General features: G+C 64.7%; 21 protein-coding genes. 17 read left to right on the top strand and 4 right to left on the bottom strand.

Going from position 1 to position 24,909, the window contains the following annotated elements:
* Nucleotides 1-20 precede the first annotated feature (20 nt).
* The 6 genes from AC5P1C_RS39010 to fdxA all read left to right on the top strand — a co-directional run bounded on the left by AC5P1C_RS39010 (nucleotide 21) and on the right by fdxA (nucleotide 7,039).
* Nucleotides 21-1,076, top strand: a complete 1,056-nt coding sequence (locus AC5P1C_RS39010) for a flavin-containing monooxygenase (RefSeq protein ID WP_493870722.1) — start codon at nucleotides 21-23, stop codon at nucleotides 1,074-1,076.
* A gap of 112 nt (nucleotides 1,077-1,188) precedes the next feature.
* Nucleotides 1,189-2,493, top strand: coding sequence for a cytochrome P450 (locus AC5P1C_RS39005; RefSeq protein WP_493870721.1), 1,305 nt, complete (start codon nucleotides 1,189-1,191; stop codon nucleotides 2,491-2,493).
* Nucleotides 2,480-4,339, top strand: coding sequence for a prenyltransferase/squalene oxidase repeat-containing protein (locus AC5P1C_RS39000; RefSeq protein WP_493870744.1), 1,860 nt, complete (start codon nucleotides 2,480-2,482; stop codon nucleotides 4,337-4,339). Before AC5P1C_RS39005 ends, AC5P1C_RS39000 begins: the two co-directional genes overlap by 14 nt.
* Nucleotides 4,340-4,342: 3 nt before the next feature.
* Entirely contained in the window at nucleotides 4,343-5,656 is a 1,314-nt protein-coding gene (gene senA / locus AC5P1C_RS38995) for a selenoneine synthase SenA (RefSeq protein ID WP_493870720.1), read from the top strand.
* Entirely contained in the window at nucleotides 5,653-6,630 is a 978-nt protein-coding gene (gene senB / locus AC5P1C_RS38990) for a selenoneine biosynthesis selenosugar synthase SenB (protein WP_493870719.1), read from the top strand. The genes senA and senB overlap by 4 nt, the downstream gene beginning before the upstream one ends.
* Nucleotides 6,631-6,709: 79 nt before the next feature.
* Nucleotides 6,710-7,039 carry a ferredoxin gene (fdxA, locus tag AC5P1C_RS38985; protein WP_493870718.1) on the top strand — a complete coding sequence of 110 codons (330 nt, stop codon included), beginning with the start codon at nucleotides 6,710-6,712 and terminating at the stop codon, nucleotides 7,037-7,039.
* Nucleotides 7,040-7,163: 124 nt separating this feature from the next.
* Here the strand turns inward: fdxA and AC5P1C_RS38980 are convergent, their stop codons facing one another.
* Nucleotides 7,164-8,108, bottom strand: a complete 945-nt coding sequence (locus tag AC5P1C_RS38980; RefSeq protein ID WP_493870717.1) for a DUF7916 family protein — start codon at nucleotides 8,106-8,108, stop codon at nucleotides 7,164-7,166.
* 181 nt (nucleotides 8,109-8,289) lie between these two features.
* Here AC5P1C_RS38980 and dxs point away from each other — a divergent pair, with 181 nt between their 5' ends.
* The 3 genes from dxs (at nucleotide 8,290) to AC5P1C_RS38965 (ending at nucleotide 12,437) form a co-directional block, all read left to right on the top strand.
* A complete protein-coding gene (gene dxs, locus AC5P1C_RS38975; protein WP_493870716.1) occupies nucleotides 8,290-10,224 on the top strand; it encodes a 1-deoxy-D-xylulose-5-phosphate synthase in 1,935 nt (644 codons plus the stop codon).
* Nucleotides 10,225-10,318: 94 nt separating this feature from the next.
* On the top strand, nucleotides 10,319-11,449 hold the full coding sequence (gene ispG, locus AC5P1C_RS38970; protein WP_493870743.1) for a flavodoxin-dependent (E)-4-hydroxy-3-methylbut-2-enyl-diphosphate synthase: 1,131 nt from the start codon (nucleotides 10,319-10,321) through the stop codon (nucleotides 11,447-11,449).
* 16 nt (nucleotides 11,450-11,465) lie between these two features.
* Complete coding sequence (locus tag AC5P1C_RS38965) at nucleotides 11,466-12,437, top strand: 4-hydroxy-3-methylbut-2-enyl diphosphate reductase (protein ID WP_493870715.1); 972 nt, start codon at nucleotides 11,466-11,468, stop codon at nucleotides 12,435-12,437.
* A gap of 200 nt (nucleotides 12,438-12,637) precedes the next feature.
* Here the strand turns inward: AC5P1C_RS38965 and AC5P1C_RS38960 are convergent, their stop codons facing one another.
* The 3 genes from AC5P1C_RS38960 to AC5P1C_RS38950 all read right to left on the bottom strand — a co-directional run bounded on the left by AC5P1C_RS38960 (nucleotide 12,638) and on the right by AC5P1C_RS38950 (nucleotide 15,474).
* Entirely contained in the window at nucleotides 12,638-13,702 is a 1,065-nt protein-coding gene (locus AC5P1C_RS38960) for a UbiA family prenyltransferase (protein ID WP_493870714.1), read from the bottom strand.
* 162 nt (nucleotides 13,703-13,864) lie between these two features.
* Entirely contained in the window at nucleotides 13,865-14,737 is an 873-nt protein-coding gene (gene phnE / locus AC5P1C_RS38955; protein WP_493870713.1) for a phosphonate ABC transporter, permease protein PhnE, read from the bottom strand.
* Nucleotides 14,728-15,474, bottom strand: coding sequence for an ATP-binding cassette domain-containing protein (locus AC5P1C_RS38950; protein ID WP_493870742.1), 747 nt, complete (start codon nucleotides 15,472-15,474; stop codon nucleotides 14,728-14,730). The genes phnE and AC5P1C_RS38950 overlap by 10 nt, the downstream gene beginning before the upstream one ends.
* 639 nt (nucleotides 15,475-16,113) lie before the next feature.
* Between AC5P1C_RS38950 and phnD the strand changes: the two genes are divergently transcribed.
* The 8 genes from phnD to AC5P1C_RS38910 form a co-directional block, all read left to right on the top strand.
* The gene (gene phnD, locus AC5P1C_RS38945) at nucleotides 16,114-17,019 is read left to right on the top strand and encodes a phosphate/phosphite/phosphonate ABC transporter substrate-binding protein (protein WP_493870712.1); all 906 of its coding nucleotides are present in this window, start codon (nucleotides 16,114-16,116) and stop codon (nucleotides 17,017-17,019) included.
* Between the two features lie 185 nt (nucleotides 17,020-17,204).
* Nucleotides 17,205-18,179, top strand: coding sequence for an L-histidine N(alpha)-methyltransferase (egtD, locus tag AC5P1C_RS38940; RefSeq protein ID WP_493870711.1), 975 nt, complete (start codon nucleotides 17,205-17,207; stop codon nucleotides 18,177-18,179).
* Nucleotides 18,180-18,327: 148 nt separating this feature from the next.
* A complete protein-coding gene (locus AC5P1C_RS38935) occupies nucleotides 18,328-18,924 on the top strand; it encodes a 4Fe-4S dicluster domain-containing protein (protein ID WP_493870710.1) in 597 nt (198 codons plus the stop codon).
* Between the two features lie 3 nt (nucleotides 18,925-18,927).
* Nucleotides 18,928-19,827, top strand: a complete 900-nt coding sequence (nrfD, locus tag AC5P1C_RS38930) for an NrfD/PsrC family molybdoenzyme membrane anchor subunit (protein WP_493870709.1) — start codon at nucleotides 18,928-18,930, stop codon at nucleotides 19,825-19,827.
* 15 nt (nucleotides 19,828-19,842) lie between these two features.
* On the top strand, nucleotides 19,843-22,419 hold the full coding sequence (locus AC5P1C_RS38925) for a molybdopterin-containing oxidoreductase family protein (RefSeq protein ID WP_493870708.1): 2,577 nt from the start codon (nucleotides 19,843-19,845) through the stop codon (nucleotides 22,417-22,419).
* 6 nt (nucleotides 22,420-22,425) lie between these two features.
* Nucleotides 22,426-23,103, top strand: coding sequence for a TorD/DmsD family molecular chaperone (locus AC5P1C_RS38920; protein ID WP_493870707.1), 678 nt, complete (start codon nucleotides 22,426-22,428; stop codon nucleotides 23,101-23,103).
* Between the two features lie 63 nt (nucleotides 23,104-23,166).
* Nucleotides 23,167-24,414, top strand: coding sequence for a cysteine desulfurase family protein (locus AC5P1C_RS38915; RefSeq protein WP_493870706.1), 1,248 nt, complete (start codon nucleotides 23,167-23,169; stop codon nucleotides 24,412-24,414).
* A 4-nt stretch (nucleotides 24,415-24,418) separates the two neighbouring features.
* The coding region (locus tag AC5P1C_RS38910; RefSeq protein WP_493870741.1) for a 2-oxoacid:acceptor oxidoreductase family protein at nucleotides 24,419-24,909 on the top strand (491 nt) is incomplete at its 3' end.

Raw genomic sequence — 24,909 nt, 5'->3', positions numbered from 1 at the left:
TTCGGTGTGAAGCGGTCAATGTGAGTGTCGAACGGTTCGACACGATCGTGATAGGAGGCGGTCAGGCCGGCTTGGCCGCCGCCTACCACTTGTCCCGACAAGGTCAGGACTTCGTGGTCCTTGAGGGCGCGGAGCGCATCGGCTGCTCCTGGCGCTCCCGTTGGGACTCGTTGAAGCTGTTCACGCCGGCGACGTTCTCACACCTGCCGGGTATGGCGTGCCCAGCCGCCGACGGCCGGTATCAGTCCAAGGACGAGCTGGCCGACTACCTCGAAACCTACGCGGCGCTTTTCGATCTGCCAGTACGCCTCGGTTGTCGAGTCGATGCACTGACACGGCACGAAGATCGCTACGTGGTCACCGTGGGTACGCATCAGATGGAGGCTGCACACGTAATCCTGGCTACTGGGGCCTTCACCGCCCCGCGCATACCGGAATTTGCGGCCAAGCTTGATCCGACCGTCATGCAGCTCCATTCGGCGGACTACCGCAACCCAGGTCAGCTGACCGACGGTGCCGTCCTTGTGGTGGGTGCCGGAAATTCTGGTGCTGAGATAGCGCAGGAACTGGCCAGTTACCGCGAGACCAGGCTCGCGGGGCCCGACACTGGCTATGTGCCCTTCCCAATGGGACCTGCCGTCTATCGCATGATGGGGCGGCTCTCCGTCAACTCCTGGCCTGGACGAGGTATTGCGGCCTCGGGGACGGGGCGCGGGCACCCTCTGATCAGTGTCCGACCCGACGACCTGCGCCGTGCCGGTGTGCGTCGAGTGCCCCGTGTCGTCGGCGTGGAGGACGGTCGCCCGCTGCTCGCCGACGGTCGGGTGCAGAACGCTGACGCCGTCGTCTGGTGCACAGGCTTCGTGCCCGACTATTCCTGGGTCGACCTGCCATTCTTCGCGCAGGATCAAATCCCTCGCCATCGCAGCGGGGTTGTCCAGGGTGAGCCGGGCTTGTATGTCCTGGGCCTGCCGTTCCAGGCGACTGTTGCATCCCACCTCATGGGTGGAGTAGGGCAGGACGCCGCAGGCATCGCCCGCACGATCGCAGCGCGAGCGGGTGGGCTTCTCCGCTGAGGCTGTTGTTCGCCCTGCTCGGTTTCTGAACCACATTGACGGGTGTGGGAGTTGCATCTAGTCTTTCTACAAAGATACGTGGATTAACGTATTTGGGGAGGATGGGTTCCGGATGGGACTGATCGAAAAGAAGCTGTTCCCAGGCAAGAAGGCGGAGGACATCCCCGCGCTGGCAAAGGCGGAGACGGAGCCGACCATCGTTCCGTACTTCGCGGAACACGACGTAATGGTTGAGCCTTACGAGCTGTACCAAAAGCTGCTGCGGGAGCGCCCTGTGCACCAACTGGGCGAAACTCTGGTGATGATGGGGTACGCGGACGTGTCCGCAGCCCTGCGCCATCCGGACGTCAGCAGCGATGACGGTCACGGTGCCGGCCAGCAGGCTCAGATCGCTGCGGGTTCTCTCCCGCAGAATCTTGTCGACACCCTTGGCCAGCGGTCCTTCCTGCACCGGGACCCGCCGGACCACACGCGGCTGCGCGCCGTGGTGAGCGATGTCTTCACCCCGCGGCGTATCGAGCGCCTCAGGCCGCTGGCGCAGCAGGTGGTCGACGAAGTGCTCGATTCGGTTGCCGAGCGTGGTGAGATCGAAGTGATCGAGGAGCTTGCATACCCCCTCCCGATCAAGGTCATCTGTACGTTGCTGGGTATCCCGGCAGAGGATCACCTCGGTGAAGTGGCGTGGAAGCGGTCCCAGCTGTGCTGTGACTTCGAAGCGCCGGCCGGGGCGGGCGCCTGCCTCAACTACAGCGCCGGCGTGCAGGATGAGATGACGGCGTACTTCGACCGGCAGATCGCCAAGAAGCGGAGCAACCTCGGCGACGACCTGCTGTCGGTCATGCTTGACGCCGAAGAGCGCGGCGAGATGACCACATCGGAGATCAACGACACGTGCCGGCTGATGGTGGTGGCCGGACATGAGACGACGATCGGCCTCATCGCCAATGGCATGCTGGCCTTCCTGCGGAATCCCGACCAGCTCCAGCTGCTTCGGGACAAGCCGGATCTGGCCTCCTCGGCGGTCGAGGAAGTTCTGCGTTATGACTCGCCGATCCAGTTCACTCGACGGGTTGCCGCCAAGGACCTGGAGATCAACGGCACCACGGTGTCACGGGGCACGCCCCTCTTGCTCTGGCTGGCGTCAGCGAACCGCGATCCCGCGCGGTTCCCGGATCCCGACCGCTTCGACATCACGCGCACCGACAATCGCCACCTGGAGTTCGGCGGCGGTATCCACTACTGCCTGGGTGCGCCGTTGGCCCGTATGCAGGGGGAAGTGGTCTTCAGTACGTTCGCACGTCGACTTGCCAACCCGCAGCTGACGTTGGACCCGCCCACGTACATGCCGGAAGCAGTCCACGCGATTCAGGACATGACTCTGTCCTTCACACCCGTCACCGCGTCTGCCCTCGCGTAACCACCGGTCGGCGGCAGCCGGGCCTCAACGGCCGGTTACCGCCGACCGGTTCGCACATCTGCCGGGGCTTCCGCGGAAGGTCACCTCGGCGTCCGTGCCCAGAGCGATCCTCCACAGGAGTTCAAGCGTGAGTTCCGAGACCTTGAAGAAACGCGTGGCCGAAGCCGTCACCAGGAGTACGGACTACCTGTACTCGCAGCAGCGGGACGACGGGGGCTGGACAGACCGGTTGTCGTCCTCGGCGATGCCGACAGCCCTGGCAGTACTGGCCTTTGCCCGAGCGAGCCGGAAGAAGTACGCACTCGAGATCCGCGCCGGTCTCGACTGGCTCCGAGCCAACCAGCGCGAGGACGGCGGATGGAGCGTGGCCGACGCCGATCCGCCCTCAGACATCAGCGTCACTGCATTCGCCCTTGCCGCACTCAAGGTGCTCGACCCCGAGGGAGCCCGCCAGAGCATCGACAGAGGCGCGGCTTTCATCGAAGCCAACGGGGGTGAAGCCGCGGTCTTCCCGAACATCAGGACCTGGCGGGAACTGGTGGCCATCACCTGGGCGATGGAAGGGCTCCGTGATGTCGAGCAGCAGCCGGTCCAGCCCATGGAAGTCATGCTGCTGCCCCCGAGCCAGCGCAACAGGGCGTCCATCGCGTTGCCCGGCGTCATCGCTCTTGGCATCGGCCAGTCACGTCAGCTGCCGGCCAACCGAGCACGTCGGATGGTGCAGCGCATGGCCGAACAGAAGGGCCTGGACTGGCTCCGTGGCGCCATGGGGACGAACGGCGGCATTGAGGAATGCCCGCTCATGGCTGCGCTCGTCTACACCGGCCTGAGGGTTGCAGGTGAGGATGTCGGTCCCGACATCCAACGCGGATGCCTGGACTACCTGACCTTGACACGGCGCGATGACGGCTCCTGGGCGATCGACCGCGACCTGGAGCTCGCAGTCACGTCGTACGCGGTCCTCGCCCTGTCGGAGAGCAGTGACGTCGCTGCGGAACCCCGACTGCGTCGGACCCGCGACTGGCTCCTGTCGGGCCAGTGGAATGGCCCCTTCGAACCGCTCAAACTGCCATCCGGAGGTTGGTCGTGGGCCAACCCGTCCGGCTGGCCGGAGTCGGAGGACACAGCCGTGGTGCTCACGGCGCTGTCCATGCTCGGCCTGCCGCGGCGGCACCCAGCCGTGCGCAAGGCCCTGCGGTGGCTGTACTCGATGCAGAACAAGGACGGCTCGTGGTCGGAGTGGGTCCGCAACTCCTCGATGGTCCATGACGGGCCGTGCACCGGCGTCACGTCGCATGTGGCGATGGCGTTCAAGGAGCTCGGCATTGGGCGAGGCGATAAGTCCCCGATCGACAGGGCGCTGGGATACTTCGAGACGTCACAGCAGGCCGATGGTTCGCTGCCCTCGCTCTGGTTCCGTGACTCGACGCACGGCACGGCGAAAGTGCTCGAGACGTACTCCGAACTCGGTGATGTGACAGGCCCTGTACCGACGAAGGCGCGCGAGTGGTTGCTGGACAACCAGCGCGCGGACGGAGCCTGGCCTGCCAAAGTTGTGGAAGGTGCTCCCGACGGCGGTACGGCCGAGGAGACCGGATGGGCGCTGTACTCCCTGCTGAGGGCCGGTGAGTCGCCCTGGGATGACCACATGGTCCGCGCCGCCGAATGGCTGGTCGACCACCAGGACGTCCGCGGGTCCTGGCGGCAGAGCATGGTCGGTCTGTACTACGACCAGCTCTACTACAGCGATGACTTGATCGCGCATACCTACGCCCAGCGGGCCCTGGCACGCTGGTTGAAGCTGGTCGACGACGAGGCGAGCACTGCCGGAACCGGAAGGGCATGAGGCATGTCTGGAACTGACATTCAAGCGAACGCCCCCGTGCCCGATGAACTGGCCGACTGGGTACTTGACGGCTGCGAGCGTGCCATCCAGCTCGTGACGGATCTCGATGAGCAGCAGATGCGCGGCCCGATGCTGCCCACGGTGAATCCGCTGCTGTGGGAGATCGGCCACCAGGCGTGGTTCCAGGAGAAGTTCGTGCTCCGCGATGCCTGCGGCCGGGACCCCGTTCTTCCGTACGCCGACTCGATCTACGACTCGGGCGCCATTCCGCACGACACCCGGTGGCGCCTCGTCTTGCCTTCGCGCGAGGACACGATCGCGTACATGCGCACGGTGGCCGAGCGAGTCGCGGAGGAGGTCGCGCACAAGGAAGCCACGGATGTAGTCCGCCACTTCGCGCGCTACACGGTGCACCATTACGACACGCACACAGAGGCCTTCACCTATACGAGGCAGGCCCTCGGGTATGCGCCGCCACGGCTGCCCGGTCTCACCGACACCGAGGCTCCCCATGGTGCGGGCGCGGGCGCACACCCCGGCGATGCGCGTGTAGACGGCGGAGAATTCCTGCTCGGAGCCCTGCGCCGTGACCCGTTCGTCTACGACAACGAGAAGTGGGCGCACGTCACGAGGGTCGGGCCGTTCTCCATCGCGAAGTCAGCGGTGACCCAGGCCGAGTTCGCCGACTTCATTGAGGACGGCGGATACGACGACCCCCGGCTGTGGTCCGACGGCGGCTCCTGGCTCGCGGCTAGCGGTGCGAAGCATCCCCTGTACTGGCGGGGGACCTCCGCTGACGGCTTCCAGCGTCGGCACTTCGACACGTGGGTGGACTTGGAGCCTAACTACCCGGTGCATTTCGTGTGCTGGTGGGAGGCCGACGCGTATGCGAGGTGGGCCGGCCGTCGGCTTCCCACAGAGTCGGAGTGGGAGTTCGCCGCGACGGGAGGCACGGCGCCGAAGGCGTGCTATCCATGGGGCGAGGACGCTGCCAGCGCGAAGAACGCTGCAACGGACTGGCGCGGCATGGGCCCTGCGGATGTCGGCGCTTGTGAGGCTGGGGACAGCCCCGTCGGTTGCCGTCAAATGATCGGCAACGTCTGGGAGTGGACCGCGAGTGATTTCTCGGCCTATCCCAACTTCGAGCGCGACTCGTACCACGACAACTCGGAGCAGTTCTTCGGGAGTCGGAAGGTGCTACGGGGAGGGGCCTGGGCGACACGTGGCCGCTACGTGCGCTCGACCATGCGCAACTATTTCCCCCCTGACCGGCGAGACGTGCTCGGTGGCCTGCGCACCTGTGCGGTCGAGGCATGATCCTGCTGGTCACTCCGACAGCGACCGACAGCACCCACGGGAATGGTGTGTCGGCGCGGCGATGGGCCGGGATCATCCGTGACCTCGGCCACCCCGTGGAGATCAGCCAGGGCTATCGCCCCGGCTCGTACGACGCTTTGCTGGCGCTGCATGCCCGCAAGAGCGCCGACGCCGTACGGGCGTTTCACGCGAACCACCCCGGCGCACCCATTGTCATCGCCCTGACAGGAACAGACCTGTATCCCGACCTCGACGCCTCAGATGTCGATCTGGATGTCCTGGCGTTGGCGGACCACTTCATCGTGCTGCAACGACTCGGTCTCGCCCAGCTACCCCGCCCTCTCGCCGAGCGGGCCGAGGTGATCGTGCAGTCGGTTCCTGCGGTGCAAGCACTGCCGCCGCGTACAGACTGTTTCGAGGTGGCGTTCCTGGCGCACGTGCGGCCGGTGAAGGACCCGCTACGACTCGCGGCCGCGGTGCGGCTGCTGCCGGCTGACTCGAAGATCCGGGTCACTCACGCGGGAGAATCGAGAGACGAGGGACTCGCTGCGGAACTGGCGGCCGAGTCGGATGCCAACACGCGCTACGACTGGCTGGGTGCCGTCTCTCGTGACGATGCACTGACGGTGCTTGCACGCAGCCGCCTCCTCGTGCTGGCCTCGCTCCATGAGGGTGGGGCGAACGTCATTTCCGAAGCGCTCGCCGCGCGCGTCCCCGTCATTTCGTCTGCCATCCCTGGCAGCATCGGACTGCTCGGTGACGACTACCCCGGATACTTTCCCGCGGGGAACAGCGAAGCACTTGCCGAGGCTCTCTATGCCGCAGAGCAGAACCGTGACGGATACCTACAGAGATTGCAGGAGCACTGCGACGAACTGGCGGCCATGGTCGATCCCGGTGTCGAGCGAAAAGAATTCGCGCGTCTTCTGTACAAGATCGCGGTGAAAACGTCCAGGCCGACACCGCCGTTGTAACGTCTGACGGGGCGATGCTTCGGATTTCGTGGAGAACCCCACGGTCGTCCACCGGGGGATCAACGAGAAGGAACTACAGATGACTTACGTCATTGCGCAGCCATGCGTCGACCTGAAAGACAAAGCCTGCATCGAAGAATGCCCCGTCGACTGCATATACGAGGGATCACGCGCCCTGTACGTCCAGCCGGACGAATGCGTCGACTGCGGTGCCTGTGAGCCGGTCTGCCCGGTTGAGGCGATCTTCTACGAGGACGACATCCCGGAGGAGTGGCAGGACTATCACCAGGCGAACGTGGAGTTCTTCGCGGAAATTGGTTCGCCGGGTGGTGCCACCAAGACCGGTCCGATCGACCATGACCACCCCCTCATAGCAGCGCTGTCGCCGCAGAACGGGGCGGCAGTCTGAAGGCGCAGCGAAAAGAGGGCAGCACGCCGGCACGGGCGACGGGGATCCAGCGGACCTGTCGCCCGTGCTTCGCCTTTCACGACCGTGTCGGCGTCGCGCTGTGTGGCCTCCGACGCGAGAGCCGTCACCCGGTCTCGGGCAAGCGCAAAGCGGTGCCATACCCCGCTGAGCTGGGAGCGGTGAGAGAGCCTGTGCCAGGGCCGGCCTTCGCCATGCGCTGCCATGTGAGGTCCTGCCCGCGCAGTGTCACCGAGCAGGCGTACAAGAGCTCCGGGCTCGACGGAAGGCCGCTGTGGAGATCGCCCAGGAGATGCGCGTCCGCTCCCATCTCCCGTGCCGCGAGCATCTGATCCGGTATCTCGTCCACGCGGACTTCTGCTCCTCCCGCACCGACGACGGCTGCTACGACGGCGCCGGCGCGACGCGCAGCAAGACCGCTCACGACAGCCTGCTCCACGGCGGCCTCCTCACGAGGGCCAGGGAGAGCCACAAGTACGCCGTCCGAGCCGGCCTCGACCAGCCGCAACAGGGGTCTCGCAGTGGAGGTTGAGGGGGCGAGTGGGCCGCCACGAGGTGCCCTTGCCGACCAAAGCACCACATCGGGACCGACGACTGCCCGGATCCTCGTGATGTCGCGTGCGAGCTCGGCGCAGGTGGCGGATGAAGTCGGGCTAGCCGTCACGCAGATCATCGCCGCGCCCTGATCCGCCAGCCGTTGTGCGGTCCAGGGTGTCGCTCGCCGCGGTTCTGGTACGTCTCCGGACTCGAGCACGACGGCAATGGGCCTGCCCGTGTCTTGGGCAAGGGCGTGAAGGTCGGCGTACCGGCCGAGGGAGGGGAGATCCCAGGAGTCTCCGCCCCACACTCGCTCGATGAATCCGAGAACCACGAGATCCGCTCCGAAAGCCCTGGCCAGCTCGATGTGATGGGCCTTGCCTGCCAGGGTTCCGTCGGACGGGACGCTAGCGAGGACGGCGCGGCCCCCGGATGCAGTGATCGATTCTGTCAGCGAATTGCCACGCAGCTCCGACAATTGCTCGGTGTGGAGATCAAGGATTCCATCGGACACGAACTGTCACTCCGTCGCTATCAATGACTGGTTGCGGACCGCTCCATGAGCAAGACATCAGACTATGGCGTCCCGGAAACTCGCGACCAGAGGTGTTCCGCTGTGCTGGACAATGGTGGCGGTCGCGAGATGGCGTCCCTACCGTGGTCGGCATCGTCTTTTTCGCGGAGGGGAAGCGCATATGGGCCTACTGGAGAAGATTCAATGCCCGGCGGATGTACGGGCGCTGGACTCTTCGCAGCTGCCGGACCTTGCGGCTGAGATCCGCGATTTCCTGGTGTCCGCGGTTTCTAAGACCGGGGGACACATAGGGCCGAATCTCGGCGTCGTGGAACTCACCATCGCGCTGCACCGGGTATTCGAATCACCCAAGGACCGGCTGCTGTTCGACACCGGACACCAGGCGTACGTACACAAGTTGCTCACGGGGCGGCAGGACGGATTCGCGCTGCTCCGCCAGCGCGGAGGACTGTCCGGCTACCCGAGCAGGAGTGAGTCCGAGCACGACATCATCGAGAACTCCCACGCCTCGACCGCGCTCTCGTACGCTGATGGGTTGGCCAAGGCCCATCAACTGCGCGGTCTGGACGGCCGGGTGGTCGCCCTCGTGGGGGACGGTGCGCTCACGGGCGGAATGTCCTGGGAAGCACTGAACAACATTGCCGCCGGTGAGGACCGGCCGGTCGTGATCGTCGTCAATGACAACGGTCGGTCCTACTCTCCGACCATCGGCGGCTTCGCCAGCCACCTCGCGTCCCTCCGGCTGGATCCGGGATACGAGAACGCGATGAGCTTCGTCAAGCGGTTCATGCCGCACGCCCCGGTCGCGGGCTCGGCCGTCTACGAGGCTTTGCACGGTCTGAAGAAGGGGCTGAAGGACGTCCTGGTGCCTCAGGCGATGTTCGAGGACCTCGGTCTGAAGTACGTCGGTCCGATCGACGGTCACGACGTCCACGTCCTTGAAGAGGCTCTGCGCAGTGCAAGCGACTTCGGATCGCCGGTGATCATCCACTGCGTGACGAAGAAAGGCAACGGATACCGGCCGGCGGAGAAGGACGTCGAGGACTGCTTCCATGGTCCCGGTGCCTTCGACCCGATGACCGGGAAGTCGCGGGCGGGGTCCTCCACGTCGTGGACCAAGGTGTTCGGCTCCGAGCTGGTGAAGATCGGTGCTGAACGGTCTGATGTCGTGGCGATGACCGCTGCCATGTTGCACCCAACAGGGCTTGCCGGTTTTGCCGAGGCCTTTCCCGACCGGGTCTTCGACGTGGGGATCGCGGAGCAGCATGCCGCAGCCTCCGCGGCAGGCCTGGCGGTCGGCGGCCTGCACCCGGTGGTCGCGATGTACGCGACATTCCTGAACCGGGCGTTCGACCAGGTGCTGATGGACGTCGCCCTGCATCAGCTACCCGTCACCTTCGTGCTGGACCGAGCGGGAGTGACCGGCCCCGATGGGCCGAGCCACAACGGAATGTGGGACCTGTCGCTCCTCCAGCTCGTGCCCGGCCTGTGCGTCGCGGCCCCCCGTGACGGATCCCGGCTTCGCGAACTACTGCGCGAAGCTGTCGCGGTTGGGGACGCCCCGACAGCATTGCGCTTCCCCAAGGGAGGGGTCTGCTCTGATCTGGAGGCCGTCGGAAAGCTCGGCAGCATGGATGTGCTGGTCCAAACTCCAGGACTGGGGCGGGTCGCGGGAGAACCCGAGGACGTACTCGTCGTGGCCGTCGGCGCGATGGCCGCGGTCTGCAAGGAGGCGGCGTCCCTGATCACGGCGCACGGCTTGGGAGTGACGGTCGTTGATCCCCGGTGGGTCAAGCCGCTCGACCCCGCACTCGTCGACGCGGCGCGCCGGTACCGGCTTGTCACCGTAGTCGAGGACAACGGACGCGTAGGAGCCGTCGGCGACGCGGTCGCACGGGCGCTCCGGGACGCGGAGGTGCCCACACCGGTTCGGACGCTCGGTATTCCTCAAGAGTTCCTCGACCATGCCAAGCGCGAGGAGATCCTCTCCGATATCGGGCTCACGGCGCAGGGCATCGCACAGGACATCACACGCCTCGCCCACGGTCCGATGACCACCGTGGTCAACGGCCGACCGGCATCGCTGCACGCATGAGAGGACTGTTGTCCATGCGAATCACCCTGTCCGTCAGCGGTGCCCCCGCACCGCACATCTCCACTGGGGTTGTGTCGTGAGCATCGACCTCGGAATGCCGCAGACGCAGCCACGCGCCGTGTCGAAGAGGCGGCAGTCTCGGCAGATCATGGTGGGTTCGGTTGCGGTGGGGGGCGACAGCCCTCTGTCCGTGCAGTCGATGACGACCACCTTGACGTCCGATGTGAACGCGACCCTGCAGCAGATCGCCGAGCTGACCGCGTCGGGCTGCCAGATCGTGCGCGTGGCGGTTCCGTCGCAGGACGACGCCGACGCGCTGCCCGAGATCGCGCGCAAGTCACAGATCCCCGTGATCGCGGACATCCACTTCCAACCGCGATACGTGTTCGCCGCCATCGACGCGGGCTGCGCGGCGGTGCGCGTGAATCCGGGCAACATCAAGCAGTTTGACGACAAGGTCAAGGAGATCGCTGTGGCGGCCGCCGCGGCCGGTACGCCCATCCGCATCGGCGTGAACGCCGGATCGCTCGACAAGCGGCTGCTGAAGAAATATGGCAAGGCGACGCCCGAGGCGCTGGTGGAGTCGGCGCTCTGGGAGTGCTCGCTCTTCGAGGAGCACGGCTTCCAGGACATCAAGATCTCGGTCAAGCACAACGATCCGGTCGTGATGATCGAGGCCTACCGCCAACTTGCCGCGCAGTGCGACTATCCGCTCCATCTCGGGGTCACGGAAGCAGGTCCCCCGTTCCAGGGGACGATCAAGTCAGCCGTTGCTTTCGGTGCCCTGCTGAGCGAGGGCATCGGTGACACGATCCGGGTCTCTCTGTCGGCACCGCCCGTCGAAGAGGTCAAGGTAGGTACACAGATCCTGGAATCGCTCGGGCTGCGCAAACGTGGCCTCGAGATCGTCTCCTGTCCCTCGTGTGGCCGTGCCCAAGTCGATGTCTACAAGCTCGCCGAGGAGGTCACAGCGGCGCTGGAGGGCTTCCCTGTCCCGCTGCGCGTCGCGGTGATGGGCTGCGTGGTCAACGGGCCAGGCGAAGCGCGTGAAGCCGATCTCGGTGTGGCGTCCGGCAATGGCAAGGGGCAGATCTTCGTCAAGGGGAAGGTCGTGAAGACTGTGCCCGAGTCCCAGATCGTCGAGACGTTGATCGGTGAGGCCATGCGCATCGCCGAGGAGATGGGCATCGACCCGCTGGGGGACGACGGCGGCCTGCCCGAATAGATCTGAAGGGGTTACGTTGTCTGCCAAGCGACGCGTTCTGCTCGCCAAGCCACGTGGGTACTGTGCCGGCGTGGACCGAGCCGTCCAAACGGTCGAAGTAGCGCTGGAGAAGTACGGCGCACCTGTATATGTACGCAAGCAGATCGTCCACAACGTACATGTGGTCAAGACCCTCGAAGAGCGCGGTGCGGTCTTTGTCGAGGAGACGGACGAAGTCCCGCCGGGTGCCGTCGTCGTCTTCTCGGCGCACGGGGTCGCCCCAGTGGTGCACGAGGAAGCCAGAGATCTCGGCCTGAAGACCATCGACGCCACCTGCCCACTGGTGACCAAGGTCCACCGGGAGGCGATCGGCTTCGCCAAGGCTGATTACGACATCCTGCTGATCGGGCACGAAGGGCATGAAGAGGTCATCGGAACCTCGGGAGAAGCTCCTGACCACGTCCACCTGGTCGACGGCCCGGACGGAGTGGCCGACGTGCATGTCCGGGATCCCGAGAGGGTGGCCTGGCTGTCGCAGACCACCCTCTCGGTGGACGAGACCCTCGCCACGGTCGCGGCGCTCCGTGAGCGATTCCCCAAATTGATGGACCCACCGTCGGACGACATTTGCTACGCGACACAGAACCGGCAGGTCGCGGTGAAGGTGATGGCCGCGGAGGCGCAACTGGTCATCGTGGTCGGCTCGACCAATTCCTCCAACTCGGTACGCCTTGTCGAGGTGGCCAAGGAGTACGGCGCCCACAGCGCTCACCTGGTGGACTACCCCCAACACATTGAGGAAGGCTGGCTTGTAGGCGTCACCACTGTCGGCGTCACCAGCGGAGCCTCCGTGCCGGAAGAACTGGTCCAGGGAGTGCTGGCTTGGTTGGATGCGCGCGGCTACAGCGATGTGCACGAAGTCGAACCGGTGACAGAACGAATGCGGTTCGCCCTGCCGCGAGAACTCGAACGGCAGAGTGTGGGATCTTCCGAGGGCGGTAGCTCATAATCCTTCCCCTCGATCCCCCGCCCCGGGGAAAGGACAGAGGCGCGGTAGCCGGACAGGCTTCCGCGCCTCTGTCGTAATCGGCCACGTACCGTCCTGGGCGAGGAACGGCGTCGGCGTGGGACGCGCCCATCTGCGTGCCAATGGCCGCCGCAGGGATCTGCGGCGGCCATCGGTAGCGCGCCCGGTGCTTCGACGAGACGTCAGAGAACCCGAGAGTGGCCAGCAGCGTTCTTCCGCCACCCATGCCGCGAGGGCTCGTAACTCTTCCGCATGATGGCCGCGGAAGCCACGAGCGCGGCGGCCGCGGACGGGAGGAACAGCAGTACGCCGACCAGGGCGGAGGTTGCCGTCGCCACGAGGGCCGACGTGAGTACGAGGCGCTCGATGACAAGGATCTCGTGGGAACGGAGTCCGACGAGGCGCGGAATGGGCCGTGGCCCGCGTATAAGCATGCCGGCGGAGACGACCGCCATGACGAGTGCAATGCCAAGGAACACCGCGTACGTGGTCGAGGCGACCTGGTCGAGGAACAGCGGGTAGATGACCGCGAGGCCCACCCACGACAGGTCAAAGCCCACCATCAGCCACAGCGAGGCCGTGTCCCCGTGACGGACGGGGAATGTGCCGTAGCCGCCTTCGCGGTCACCTTCGCGGTCGCAGATCGCTCCGACGACATTCGAACCCGAGTCGTGCAGCCAGAAGATCAACGCGATGGGCAGAAGCTCCACCTGGAGCTCCGAATGCGTGGCCAGGGATCCCATCACGAACGCCATCGCCGTGACACCGCCACGCGTGAGATTCCCGAAGACGCCGTGCGCCTTGAGATAGGCGTTGTAGGCAACGCCGAGGCCGAGGGTGATCACAACGACCACGACGTTCAGCGGATTGAGCACCGCAGCCACGACAAGTCCCAGCAGGACGTTGATCACCATTCCCGCGAAGGCAGCGCGCGCGCTGACTCGCCCGGACGGTACGGGGCGCTGCGGTTTCGACGAGGCATCGAGGTCGCGGTCGAAGAAGTCGCCGCCGTACATCGCGGCGAGCCAGCCGAAAGTTGGTGCCAGCCAAGCTCCGAACACACGCCAGAGGGCAGGGTCGTCCGTGGCGAGGAGGGCTCCAGCCACGCCCACGAGGCCCGCATAGGAGAAGAGATCCAGCCGCCAGATCTCGATGTGCGCGAGGATCCGGTCCCTGGCGCTTATGCGCTGTGCTGGCGGCTCCCCTCGTACGGTTTTCGGGTCCAGCGGTGGATTCGCCTGTGTCATGCCTTGGTGCCCTTCTCTAACAGGACCGAGCAATGGGGAAGTTGGCCTGCCGCCTTGCCGGAGGCGGCGATGTGCGGTCGTGGGACGACACGGCCAGCCGAGATGTGAGGCAACACCGCACAGAGCAGCGGGGCTTGTCGAAACACAAGCGGCGCCCCCTGCCTAGCGGGTGGCCGCGCCCAGAGGCTTGCGAAGCATCCGGGAGATGCGGTCCACGCCGAGGATCAGGATCAGTACGGCGATGAGCAGGGTGGCGAGTTCCTCATAGCGGAACAGGGAGAGCGAGATGCCCAGAGCCTGGCCGATTCCGCCTGCACCGACGAACCCGACGACCGTCGAGCTGCGGATGTTGCACTCCCATTGGTAGAGCAGCAGCGAGACGATCCCGCTGCGGCTCTGGGGGAAGATGGCCAGCAGCATCGTGGCAGTCCGGGATGCTCCGGTCAGCCGCATGGCTTCGACGGGAGCGGGGTCCACCGCCTCCATCTGTTCGGAACAGAGCTTGGCGAGAAGTCCGGCGGCATGGAGAGCCACGGCATAGACACCGGCTGCCGGGCCGAGGCCGACAGTGGCGACGAAGAGCAGCGCCCACAACAGCTCGGGCACGCCGCGAAGGAACGCCGCGATCACCCGAGCCCCGGAAGCGCACCAGGCAGGCGCTTGCACATTGCCGGCGATGATGGCGGCCAGGGGCAGCCCGATCAGCGCACCGAGAAACAGTGCCGTGATGGAGATCTGCAGGGTCTCGAGAGTGGCTGTGAACACGGACTTCAGGAGGTCGGCGCTGAAGTCCGGTGGGACGAGCCCCGAGAGGAGTCGCTGGGCGCCCTCACGCCCTTCCACGAGAGAGGTCAACCCTACCCCCGTTCCCTGGACCGACCAGATCACGGTCAGCAGGACAAGGGCGACGACTGCCCACCTCAGATGGTGCTTTGAGGGAGGCGGCGTGGCGGGCGAGCCACGCTTGGGCGTGCCGGCCGACGACTCGACGGGGGGCCGGGTCGGAGAGGAAGCGGCAGGGAATTTCAGGCGCATGCGGGTTCCTCGGCGGCGGCATAGATTCTGTCGAGGATGTCCTGGGCGGGCGGCGGACCGTCATACGTGACGCACCCGTCGCGGAGGGCTATCACGCGCTGAAAACGTTCGGCTACGTCGAGGTCGTGCGTCGCCATCACCACGGTGCGTGTGCCCTCGAGCATGCCGTCGATCACCACGGACGTATTCCGCGGATCGAGGCCGGACGTCGGCTCGTCGGCGAGGAGGAGCGAGGGCTGGTTCAGTAGGGCACGGACAAGAGCCACGCGCTGCCGCTGCCCTCCGGAGAGGTTCTTCACCGGTGACGCCAGCCAGGGTTCGATGCCGTAGCGCTCTGCCAGGATCGCCAAGGACTGGCTGTAGCGCCGAGGTGTCCGGCCGCGTACGACCGAGAACCAGTCGCTGAGTTTCCAGTCCGACGTGGTAGCCATCAGGGCATTGGTACGCCCCGTGAGCCCGGTCACCAAGTCGTCGCGCTGGCGTACGCAGCCGGTACGGCGCCGCAGCTCCGCGAGGTCGACTGCGCTACCAAAAGGGTTCCGGCCTCCCATTCGCACTTCGCCGGCAGACGGGTGGACTGCACCCAGCATGAGGCGGAGCAGAGTCGTTTTTCCTGAGCCGGACGGTCCCAGTAGGGCTACCCGTTCGCCCTCCTCGATGGCGAGGCTCACCCCGTCGAGAACACGCGCCTTGGGGTGATCGAAGTCGATGGTGATGTTCCGTAAGGAGATGTCCACGTGGCTCAAGCCTCCATGGGCGCGTCGATGAGAACGGGAAAGCCGAGCCGCTCGGCGCTCGAGGCAGCGCGAGCAGGCTGGTGCTGCAGCCTTGCCGGGTCGCTCATCCCTGTCCCTCGTGGTTGCAGGCAATCACTGACGGGTGCTGGCCAGGGGAGTGGCTCGAAGATCGCTGAAAACCTATCATCTAAAGATATCGAGAGTAAAGGAGTTCCGTGACGCGGGTAGAGGTGGAGGCGGCTGAGCCCCGGCCGCGGTGCTGAATGGATGGATGGGTTCCATTTGCTGCGCTCGTTCACGATCTCCATTGCAGGTCAGACGACGCCCTTCCGTCCCCTTTTGGTGGCCCTGAACCTGCCATTCCGCTTTCGCTGGTGGCTCATGATCCCTAAGTGCACAGCGGCAGGCCGATGTCTACCGTGTGTCCCAGAAGTAAATCCAGTCACAGTCTTCTCGGGGCCGGATTGCGCTGCTAGGCTCCGTCCCGCTGGCTAGGGAGATCCAATCCATGCGAAGGGATCCGCAACGGGGGCAAGAATTGCCTGGTCCTAACGGGGGCGCGTTTTTTTGACGTGTCGCCTTACTTGGGATGCCAGCTTAAATCCCGTTTGGGTTCCGCCTTGAAAGCGGAGGCGAACGATGAAGCGATTTATGGCCGGGCTTATCGCCCTGGCGGTATCTCTCGGTCTCAGTTCTTGTTCGGCCGGCGATGGCGTGTCGACCAATTCCCTAGGTGTGCCGAAAACTCTGCGAGTCGGAGTCATACCGAACGTGTCTCCAGAAAAGCAGAAGGCTCAGTATGAGCCCCTCGCTGACTACCTGTCGAAGAAGCTCGACGTGAAAGTCGAGCTCTTCGTGGCGAGTGACTACTCCGGTGTCGTCGAGGCCTTGGCGTCAAAGCATGTAGACGTCGCCTACCTCGGAGGGCTGACGTACGTTCAGGCGGAGCAGCAGGTGAAGCTCACCCCAATGGTGACGGAAGTCGACCAGGACACGGGGACCAAGGAATACGAGTCTGCCATCGTAGTGAAGAAGGGCTCCTCGGCGCGCTCCACCAAGGACCTGATCCGGGCCGAGTCGACATTCGCCTTCGGGGACATCAGCTCGACCTCTGGAAGCCTCTACCCGCGTGTGATGCTCGTGGACGCCGGGGCCAAGTGCGATGCGCGGAAGCAGACTTCGTGTCCTCCGCTCTCCAAGGTGACCTTCGCCGGCGGGCATGACGCGGTCGCACAGGCGGTAGCCACGGGGAGCGCCGATGCAGGCGGACTTGAGCTGAGGATCCTGCGCCGCCTCGAGGCCGAAGGATCTGTGCGGAAGGGCACCCTTCGTGAGATTGAGTCGAGGCGGGTCATGGGCTACCCCTGGGTGATGCGCAGCGCTCTGGGCGCCGACGCGATCAAGGAAGTCACCGCCGCCTTCGAGACGATGAAGGATTCCGAACTCCTGGATCTCATGCGGGCCCAGAAGTATGCCCGCGTCACGGCGAAGGACTATTCAGAGGTCCGCTCGCAGGCCAAGGGTCTCGGATTGGTGACCGAGTAACCACAATTAGCGAGTCAGCGGATGGCCTGGGCGGTTTTCCTGTCCTTGTGTCCATCCGCTCCCCGGGTCTGAACAGGGCGTGCGCCACTCCGCCGTGTCCGGATTCGCCTAGCCCTTGTGCTGAAAGATGCCAGTGCGATCACTACGAAAGTGCCGTAAATCCTCCACGTTGAGAAGGTGGCGTCGTGTCCCTCGTCAAGACCGATTGCTTCGTGACTCCCGCCGATCTGGACGCGGCTCTCCGAGCCGATGTCGCGCATGGACTTTCCAGAACACCAAAGGAACTTCCCGCCAAGTGGTTCTACGACGAGCGGGGGAGTGAGCTCTTCGAGGAGATCACGCAGCTGGACGAGTACTACCCCACCCGTCGTGAGCGATCCATTCTTTCACTCCACGCCGATGAGATCGCGAAGGCATCCGGCGCCGGAGCGTTGATGGAGTTGGGTGCAGGATCGGGACAGAAGACCCGGATATTGCTTGATGCGCTATTGGATGCAGGTTCTCTCGAAACCTACGTTCCGGTAGATGTCAGCGGCGACTATCTTCAGGAGTCGGCCGAGAAGATAGCGGCCGACTATCCGGATATCCGGGTGCATGCTGTTGCCGCGGACCATGATCGCCACCTGGAGCTACTGCCTTCGCCGGAGCGCCGATTGATCGCTTTCCTCGGGAGCACGATCGGCAATATGACGCCGCATGAGAGGGGGCGGTTCCTGGGGGCGCTCAGGGCGATCATGCGGTCAGGCGACACGGTGCTCCTCGGGGTCGACCTGGTCAAGGACCGCGATCGGCGCGTGCGTGCCTACGACGACGCCAAGGGCGTGACCGCAGCGTTCAACCGCAACGTTCTCTCCGTCATCAACCGCGGTCTGGATGCCGACTTCGTCCTGGACAGGTTCCAGCATGTCGCTGCCTGGGACGAGTTGCACGAGCGTATGGAGATGCGACTGCGTTCAACGCGTGACCAGGTCGTGCACGTTCGTGCCCTGAGTCTGCAGGTGACCTTCTCCGAGGGCGAGGAGATGCGTACCGAGATCTCCTCGAAGTTCCGCCGGGCGGGCTTGGAGAAGGAGCTTTCGCAGGCCGGCTTGCAGCTCGTGTGCTGGTGGGTCGACACGGACGAGGACTACGCGGTGTGCCTCGCGCGACCTGGCCAATGACGGGATCCCGGGATCCCGGGACCTCCTGTGGGAGAGCCACGACCATGGTTATTATCCAAGGAACACTAGAAGACTGGATGAAGTTTTCCGTCAGCTTGAAGCCGCTCTCAGCACGTCAGCTCTGGAGGAGCTTGTGCCCCGCTTTGGAATGCTCATCGATCTGAACACCTGTATCGGCTGTCATGCGTGCTCGGTGGCGTGCAAGAACGAGTTCGACGTCCCCCTGGGCGTCTTCCGCGACACCGTCAAGTACGTAGAAGCCGGCGAACACCCCAAGGCCACGCGCCACTTCATCCCTGTCCTCTGTAACCAGTGCGAGGACGCTCCCTGCCTCAACGCGTGCCCCACTGACGCGATCACCCGCAAGCCAAGCGGTGAGGTGGTGATCGAGGAAGGCGACTGCAACCTTAACCGGTTCTGCATGGCGGCCTGCCCGTACGACGCTATTTATGAGGACCCCCAGACGCAGACCGCGAGCAAATGCACCTTCTGTGAGCATCGAACCTCCAAGGGTGGCGAACCGGCATGCGTTGAGGCCTGCCCAACCAACTGCCGGATCTTCGGCGACCTCGATGACCCGGAGAGCGAGATCGCGGTGAAGGCACGCGAGAACGACTTGGATGTGTGGAAACCCGAGGCCAACACTCGTCCCAAGGTGTTCTACATAGACCCCAAGCGTGCGCTGCCCCTGATAGCAGTCGACGGCGTTCAGGTGGACACTGACGCGGACCTCGAGGGGCGGTGAGCCATGCCGGTCACGCTCGCGCAGGTAGCGCCGATGACAAACACCCCGTGGGGTGGGCTCCTCGCTGCGTACTTCGCGCTGATCGGTATTCCCAGTGGCCTCACCCTTGCCGTCTGGTGGCACCGGAGCCGCTTCCCGGAAGCGGCGCTCACCCTGGACTGGCGGGCCGGCTGGACGTGCCTGGCCATGCTCGGCGCCGCCGGCATGCTACTGACGGTCGATCTGGGGCGGCCCGAGCGATTCTCGTTGATGGTCACCGAGTTCGGGAACTGGACTTCTCCGATCTCACTCGGAGCAAAGATCATCGCAGCGAAGACATTCCTTCTGGGGGTTGCGCTGTACCTGCTGTGGCGCAGACGCACGGCCTCGATGAACTCTGTTGTGCCCCAGCCGGCGCGGGGGATGACAAGGAATCTGGACCGAGCCGTGGTGTGGCTGCTGGGGGCCACCAGCCTCGCGCTTGCGGTCTATCCGGTGGCGGTTCTGGCGCGGACATGGGTGTCTCCGCTGGCCGGTACCAGTGGATCCGCGCTGATCTTCCTCGTCACCTCATTGCTGATGGGGTATGCCGTTGTTGAACTCGTCTCAGCCTTTGGCGAGGAGTCGGCGGGCGCGCAGAGCGACGCCCGTCGACGAGTAGTGCTCGTCCTGCTGATGACGTATGCGGCCGCTCTGGTCTTCACCGCGGTGTCCGTGCCCATCGGCCCCGCTGACGAGGCGCTGGAGTCCGTTCTTCTCGGTTCCTGGTCCCCTCTCTTTTATGGAGGCGTTCTCGGTATCGGTCTGCTCGTGCCGACCGCGGCACTGTTATTTGGCGGAAGGCGGCCTGCGGCCCGGCTCGTCAGCGCCGTCGCGGTGCTCGTGGGCTCCGGCATCGCCCGATTCCTCATCTTCACAGCCTGATTCACGGGGGACACCATGAGTTCGGATACTGAGGCCACGAGCACCGGAACGCCGGGGCCGGAAGCGGGGGGCCCGGACACCTGGGAGCTCGACCGCCGCGACCTACTTAGGCTCGGCGCTGCAGCAGGCCTGGCTGTCGGCGGACTTGGCACGATTGAGATCGTCCGTGACGCGACAGCGGATGCTTCAACGGAGGCTCCCGCCGTGGGCGGTGCTCAAGCCATTCCTTCGCTGTGCCAGATGTGCACCACAGCGTGCGGCATCATCGGCCATGTCGACGACGGCCGCCTCCTCAAGGTGACGGGCAACCCGGAGGATCCCAACAGCCAAGGGGCGGTCTGCGCGAAGGGTGTGGCCGGCCCATCGGTGCTGTACGACCCGTATCGCCTGCTCTATCCCCTCAAGCGAGTGGGCGCGCGCGGGTCGGGAAAGTGGCGGCGCATCGGTTGGGAGGAGGCATACAGCGAGATGGCCGACCGCCTGAAGGAGATCCGTGAGCGTGGTAAGCCGGAAGAGTTCGCGTTCCAGCAGGGCCGCAATCGCTCCACCGATATCGTCTCCCGGTTCCTCAACGCCTACGGCACCCCCTCGCAGTTCAACCACCGGGCTCTTTGCTCATTGAACCGTCGCGCCGCTATCCTGACCACGATCGGTGAGTCAGATTGGGATCTTGGCGATTACGAGAACACACAGTACGTCCTGAATTTCGGCAGCAACTGGGCCGAGGCTCACCAGGGCCACATCCCCGTAGCCATCCGCATGATGCGTGCCCGACAGAAGGGCGCGAAACTGGTGACCTTCGAAACCCGCCTCTCCAATACCGCTGCCTTGTCGGACGAGTGGTTCTGCGTGAAGCCCGGAACGGACGGCCTGGTAGCGCTCGCCATGGCGAACGTGATCTGTCGCGAGCGACTGTGGGACAAGAAGTGGTTCGACGCCTGGTCGAACTACCCAGCTGCGAAGTTCGCTGAACACGTCGCGCAGTACACGCCCGAATGGGCTGAGCGGGAAAGCGGTGTTCCCGCAGTAGATATCGTTCGCATTGCCAGAGAGTTCGCCGCTGCGGCTCCGCGGTGCACAACCATCTGTAACCGGGGCTCGCAAGGACACCGCAACGGCTTCTACAACGACCGGGCGATCACCATTCTCAACGCCCTGGTCGGTAACATGGGCAAGGAGGGAGGGTGGTGCTGGCATCCCCAGTCCGCCTGGGACAAGGAACTCCTTCCCGAGCCGGAACCTGTCCCGGAGAAGCCGACTGCCAAGAGCATCATTGTGGAGGCCAAGAACTGGCCGTTGGCCAATGCCTTCCCGGACAAGAAGATGAAGGTCGCCGAGGTCATCTACCTGTGGATCAAGGAAGGCCGACAGAAGATGTCGGCGCTGATGACCTACAACGCGGACACCGCCTGGTCGTGGCCCGAGGCACAGTTGGTACGCAGCGTACTCAAGGACGAGAAGCTGATTCCCTTCCACGTCTGCATCGACGTGATGTACTCCGAGACTGCCCATTTGGCCGACATCATCCTGCCGTGGGCCACCTATCTGGAGCGGTGGGACATCGACTCCCGCCCGCCGCAGGGCCTGATCGACTATGTCGGTCTACGCCAGCCTGTCGTGCCTGCTCGAGGCGAGTCCAAGGATGTCCGTGAAATCTTCCCCGAGCTCGCCCGCCGGATCGGAGGAGGCATGGAGAAGTACTTCCCTTGGAAGACCACCGAGGAATATCTGGAGGAGTACTTCAAGCCCGTCCCAGGAGGGTTTACCCACATGAAGGCGAAGGGCATCTGGGTGGACCCGGCCAAGAAGCCCTTCTACGAGCCCTACCTGAAGCGGCTCACGCCCGACGAGCTTGAGGGTTCCCGTGAGGACGGCAAGACCGGGATCATCTACAAGGGCACCGATGAGAAGACCGGCGAGCCCATGGCGATCGGTATCCGTATCGCCGGCATCGCCAGGCGTGGCTTCCTCACCCCGACGCGCAAGGCCGAGGTGCACAGCGACTTCATTGTCGGCAAGGGCAAGGATGTCGGCCGGGACATAGATCCGTTGCCGGTGTACGAGCCGATCCCCAGCCATCAACGCGACTTCCCTGATGACCACTTGATCATGACCAGCTACAAGATCAACGTGCACAACGCGCACCGCACCATGCAGTCCAAATGGTTGCAGGAGATCTCCCACACGAACCCGGCGCTGCTCAATCGTGCTACCGCCGACAAGCTCGGGATAGCCGACGGCGACTGGATCGAGGTCACCAGCTTTCGGCCAAAGGACGCGGCTGTGCCCCGAGGGGATGGTTCCAAGCTCGGAACCCTGCGCACTCGCGTACGGCTAACCGAAGGCGTCCACCCTCTGGTGCTGGCCATGGCCCACAACGCGGGGCGCAGCGTTGGTGGCGCGTACGCCACCAACGGCAAGGACACTGCCGACAACCCCGGCTACGGCAAGTCCGCCGACGCCGACCTCGAGCGCATGTGGTGGGACGGCACGCTCAGCGTGCCCCAGAACGACCTGTTGCCCATTTACCCCGACCCCGTCGCCGGCGGACAGGCTTACCACGACACCGTCGTGCAGATACGGAAGGTGTGACTTGGCGTGAACTCCATTCCTGTCGCAGCTGAGCACGTGAGGGCGTACACCGCTCTCTTGCGCCTGGCTGTCCGTCTTCTCGCTCGTGAGATCGACCCGCTGCTTTACCGGCAGATGCTCAAGGCCGACGTTGACAGCGGTGGCGGCCACAGGCCGCTCACCGACCCCGGCCTCGCCGAGCGTACAGAGAGCGAGGCATTGGAGGAGCTAGCTGCCGAGTACTGCCACCTGTTCATCGGTCCGCAACCGATTTGCCCGCCGTACGCCTCGGTCCACCATGGTGAAGTCAAGCTCGGCGGACGTGCGGCGAACGACATCAAAGAGTTCATGGACCGCTATGCCCTGCACCCGATACTGCAGGAAGAAGACTCAGTCCTTGGCCAGGATCACCTGGCAGTGGAACTCGCTCTCCTGGCCCACCTCTACAGGATCGCGGTGGGGTCGGTGACCGACTGTCTGACACCTGCGGAGGCGTGGGCGGCGGCTCACGATCTGCTGCATACGCACATATGGCCGTGGGCCGTTGACTACCTCGGGCGACTTCAATCCGCTGCGCAGTTCGCGCCGTACACCACGATCGCGCATCTGGTGCGGAAGATCATCGAAGAAGCTGCCGTTTGGCCAGCAGCCGCCCTTCCTCCCAGCGCGAAACGGGGCTTGGTCGTCGCCTCACAACAGATGTGATGACAGACAGCCGACGGTGCCAGGCGTGCGGCGCCGCTACAACCGAGTGCGAGGGACGTGCTTATGTCAATCGGTGAAACGCCCGGGGGCGGGCCTACATACCTCGATCACAACGCGACCACGCCAATGGATACGGAGGCTATCGAGGCGATGCTTCCGTACTTCCGTAGCCACTTCGGCAACCCGTCAAGTTCTCACGACTTCGGGCGAATTGCTGCAGCAGCCGTCAATCGAGCACGCCGTCAGACTTCCTCGTTGATCGGCAGCGACCGGCAGGACATTGTCTTCACCGGCAGTGGGTCAGAGGCGAACGCGCTCGCGATCCGGGGCGCGTTGCTGCCTGCACTGCGGGCCGGCAGGAACCATGTCGTTACTCAGGTCACCGAGCATCCGTCAGTCCTCGAGAACTGCGAGGCGCTCAAACGGCTTCATGGCATCTGGGTCACCTATCTGCCGGTCGACGAGTACGGGCAGATCACCCCCGAGGCCCTGCACGAAGCCATGACGGAACGGACCGCGCTGGTTTCGATCCAATGCGCTAACGGAGAGACGGGGACGATCCACCCCGTGGATCAGTTGGCCGGGATCGCCCATGAGTACGGCGCGCTGATGCACACCGACGCCGCCCAAGCCGTGGGCAAGGTGTCTGTCGACGTCAGGGATATGGGTGTCGATCTCCTGTCGCTGGCCGGACACAAGCTTTACGGGCCCAAGGGCATTGGTGCACTCCACCTTCCGAAGCACTTGCAGTTCGAGCCCGTTGTCCATGGCGGCGGGCAGGAGCGCGGTCAGCGCGCCGGGACCGAAAATGTCCCAGCCATCGTGGGCCTGGGTGCCGCCAGCGAAAAGGCAGCCCAAGTCTTGGACTCCGAATACGTCCGCCTGACCAAGCTGCGCGATCGGCTCCACGAAGCGCTCGTCGCATTGCTTCCCGACAGGATCACGCTGAACGGGCATCCTGCCCATCGTCTGCCCAACACCTTGAACGTGAGTATCGACGGAGTCGTCGGCACTGAAGTGCTCGCGAGTACGCCCACCATCGCCGCGTCGACCGCGTCAGCGTGCCACTCCGGAAGCGTCCGCCCCTCCGAAGTCCTTCTGGCCATGGGGATGGGTGAGGAGCGTGCTCTCGGAGCCCTCCGGCTGAGCCTTGGGCGTTCGACGGGTGAGGAGCATGTCGACCGGGCTGCGGAAGCAATCGCTGAGGCAGTGAGGGGGAGGGATTCTTCGGCCTCATCAAGGAGAAGGGCGGCTGCGGTGGGTGCGGGTTCCGAACCCGGTCACGGAACTTCTGATGCCGAGCACGAGTGAGGTCATGGTGTCCACAGTCAGTCCCTCACCAGGTAGTGCGGCAGGGGCAGCTGCCAAGAACGTTCGCCGCCTTGACAGGGTCGTCATCCGCTTTGCGGGTGACTCGGGTGACGGTATGCAGCTGACGGGTGACCGGTTCACGTCGGAGACGGCGTCCTTCGGGAACGACCTGTCGACTCTGCCGAACTTTCCCGCGGAGATCCGGGCGCCTGCCGGGACGCTGCCGGGTGTCTCCTCCTTTCAGCTGCATTTCGCGGATCACGACATCCTGACGCCGGGGGACGCGCCGAACGTCCTCGTCGCGATGAATCCGGCGGCGTTGAAGGCGAACATCGCCGATGTGCCGCGGGGTGCGGAGATCATCGTGAACACGGATGAGTTCTCCAAGCGGGCGATGGCGAAGGTCGGCTATGAGGTGTCGCCGCTGGAGGACGGTTCGCTGGATGGTTACAGCGTGCATCCGGTGCCGCTGACGACGCTGACGGTCGAGGCGCT

Source organism: Streptomyces sp. A18 (assembly GCF_059026065.1).
Note: the sequence above shows the minus strand (reverse complement) of the source record. Positions and strands in the feature narration are given on the sequence as shown.

What these genes read in the sequence shown, in the direction of transcription:
- AC5P1C_RS39005 (WP_493870721.1), top strand. Translation starts at nt 1,189, where the DNA reads ATGGGACTGATCGAAAAGAAGCTGTTCCCAGGCAAGAAGGCGGAGGAC.
- senA (WP_493870720.1), top strand. Translation starts at nt 4,343, where the DNA reads ATGTCTGGAACTGACATTCAAGCGAACGCCCCCGTGCCCGATGAACTG.
- senB (WP_493870719.1), top strand. Translation starts at nt 5,653, where the DNA reads ATGATCCTGCTGGTCACTCCGACAGCGACCGACAGCACCCACGGGAAT.
- fdxA (WP_493870718.1), top strand. Translation starts at nt 6,710, where the DNA reads ATGACTTACGTCATTGCGCAGCCATGCGTCGACCTGAAAGACAAAGCC.
- dxs (WP_493870716.1), top strand. Translation starts at nt 8,290, where the DNA reads ATGGGCCTACTGGAGAAGATTCAATGCCCGGCGGATGTACGGGCGCTG.
- ispG (WP_493870743.1), top strand. Translation starts at nt 10,319, where the DNA reads ATGCCGCAGACGCAGCCACGCGCCGTGTCGAAGAGGCGGCAGTCTCGG.
- AC5P1C_RS38960 (WP_493870714.1), bottom strand. Translation starts at nt 13,702, where the DNA reads ATGACACAGGCGAATCCACCGCTGGACCCGAAAACCGTACGAGGGGAG.
- phnE (WP_493870713.1), bottom strand. Translation starts at nt 14,737, where the DNA reads ATGCGCCTGAAATTCCCTGCCGCTTCCTCTCCGACCCGGCCCCCCGTC.
- phnD (WP_493870712.1), top strand. Translation starts at nt 16,114, where the DNA reads ATGAAGCGATTTATGGCCGGGCTTATCGCCCTGGCGGTATCTCTCGGT.
- AC5P1C_RS38935 (WP_493870710.1), top strand. Translation starts at nt 18,328, where the DNA reads ATGCTCATCGATCTGAACACCTGTATCGGCTGTCATGCGTGCTCGGTG.
- nrfD (WP_493870709.1), top strand. Translation starts at nt 18,928, where the DNA reads ATGCCGGTCACGCTCGCGCAGGTAGCGCCGATGACAAACACCCCGTGG.
- AC5P1C_RS38925 (WP_493870708.1), top strand. Translation starts at nt 19,843, where the DNA reads ATGAGTTCGGATACTGAGGCCACGAGCACCGGAACGCCGGGGCCGGAA.
- AC5P1C_RS38915 (WP_493870706.1), top strand. Translation starts at nt 23,167, where the DNA reads ATGTCAATCGGTGAAACGCCCGGGGGCGGGCCTACATACCTCGATCAC.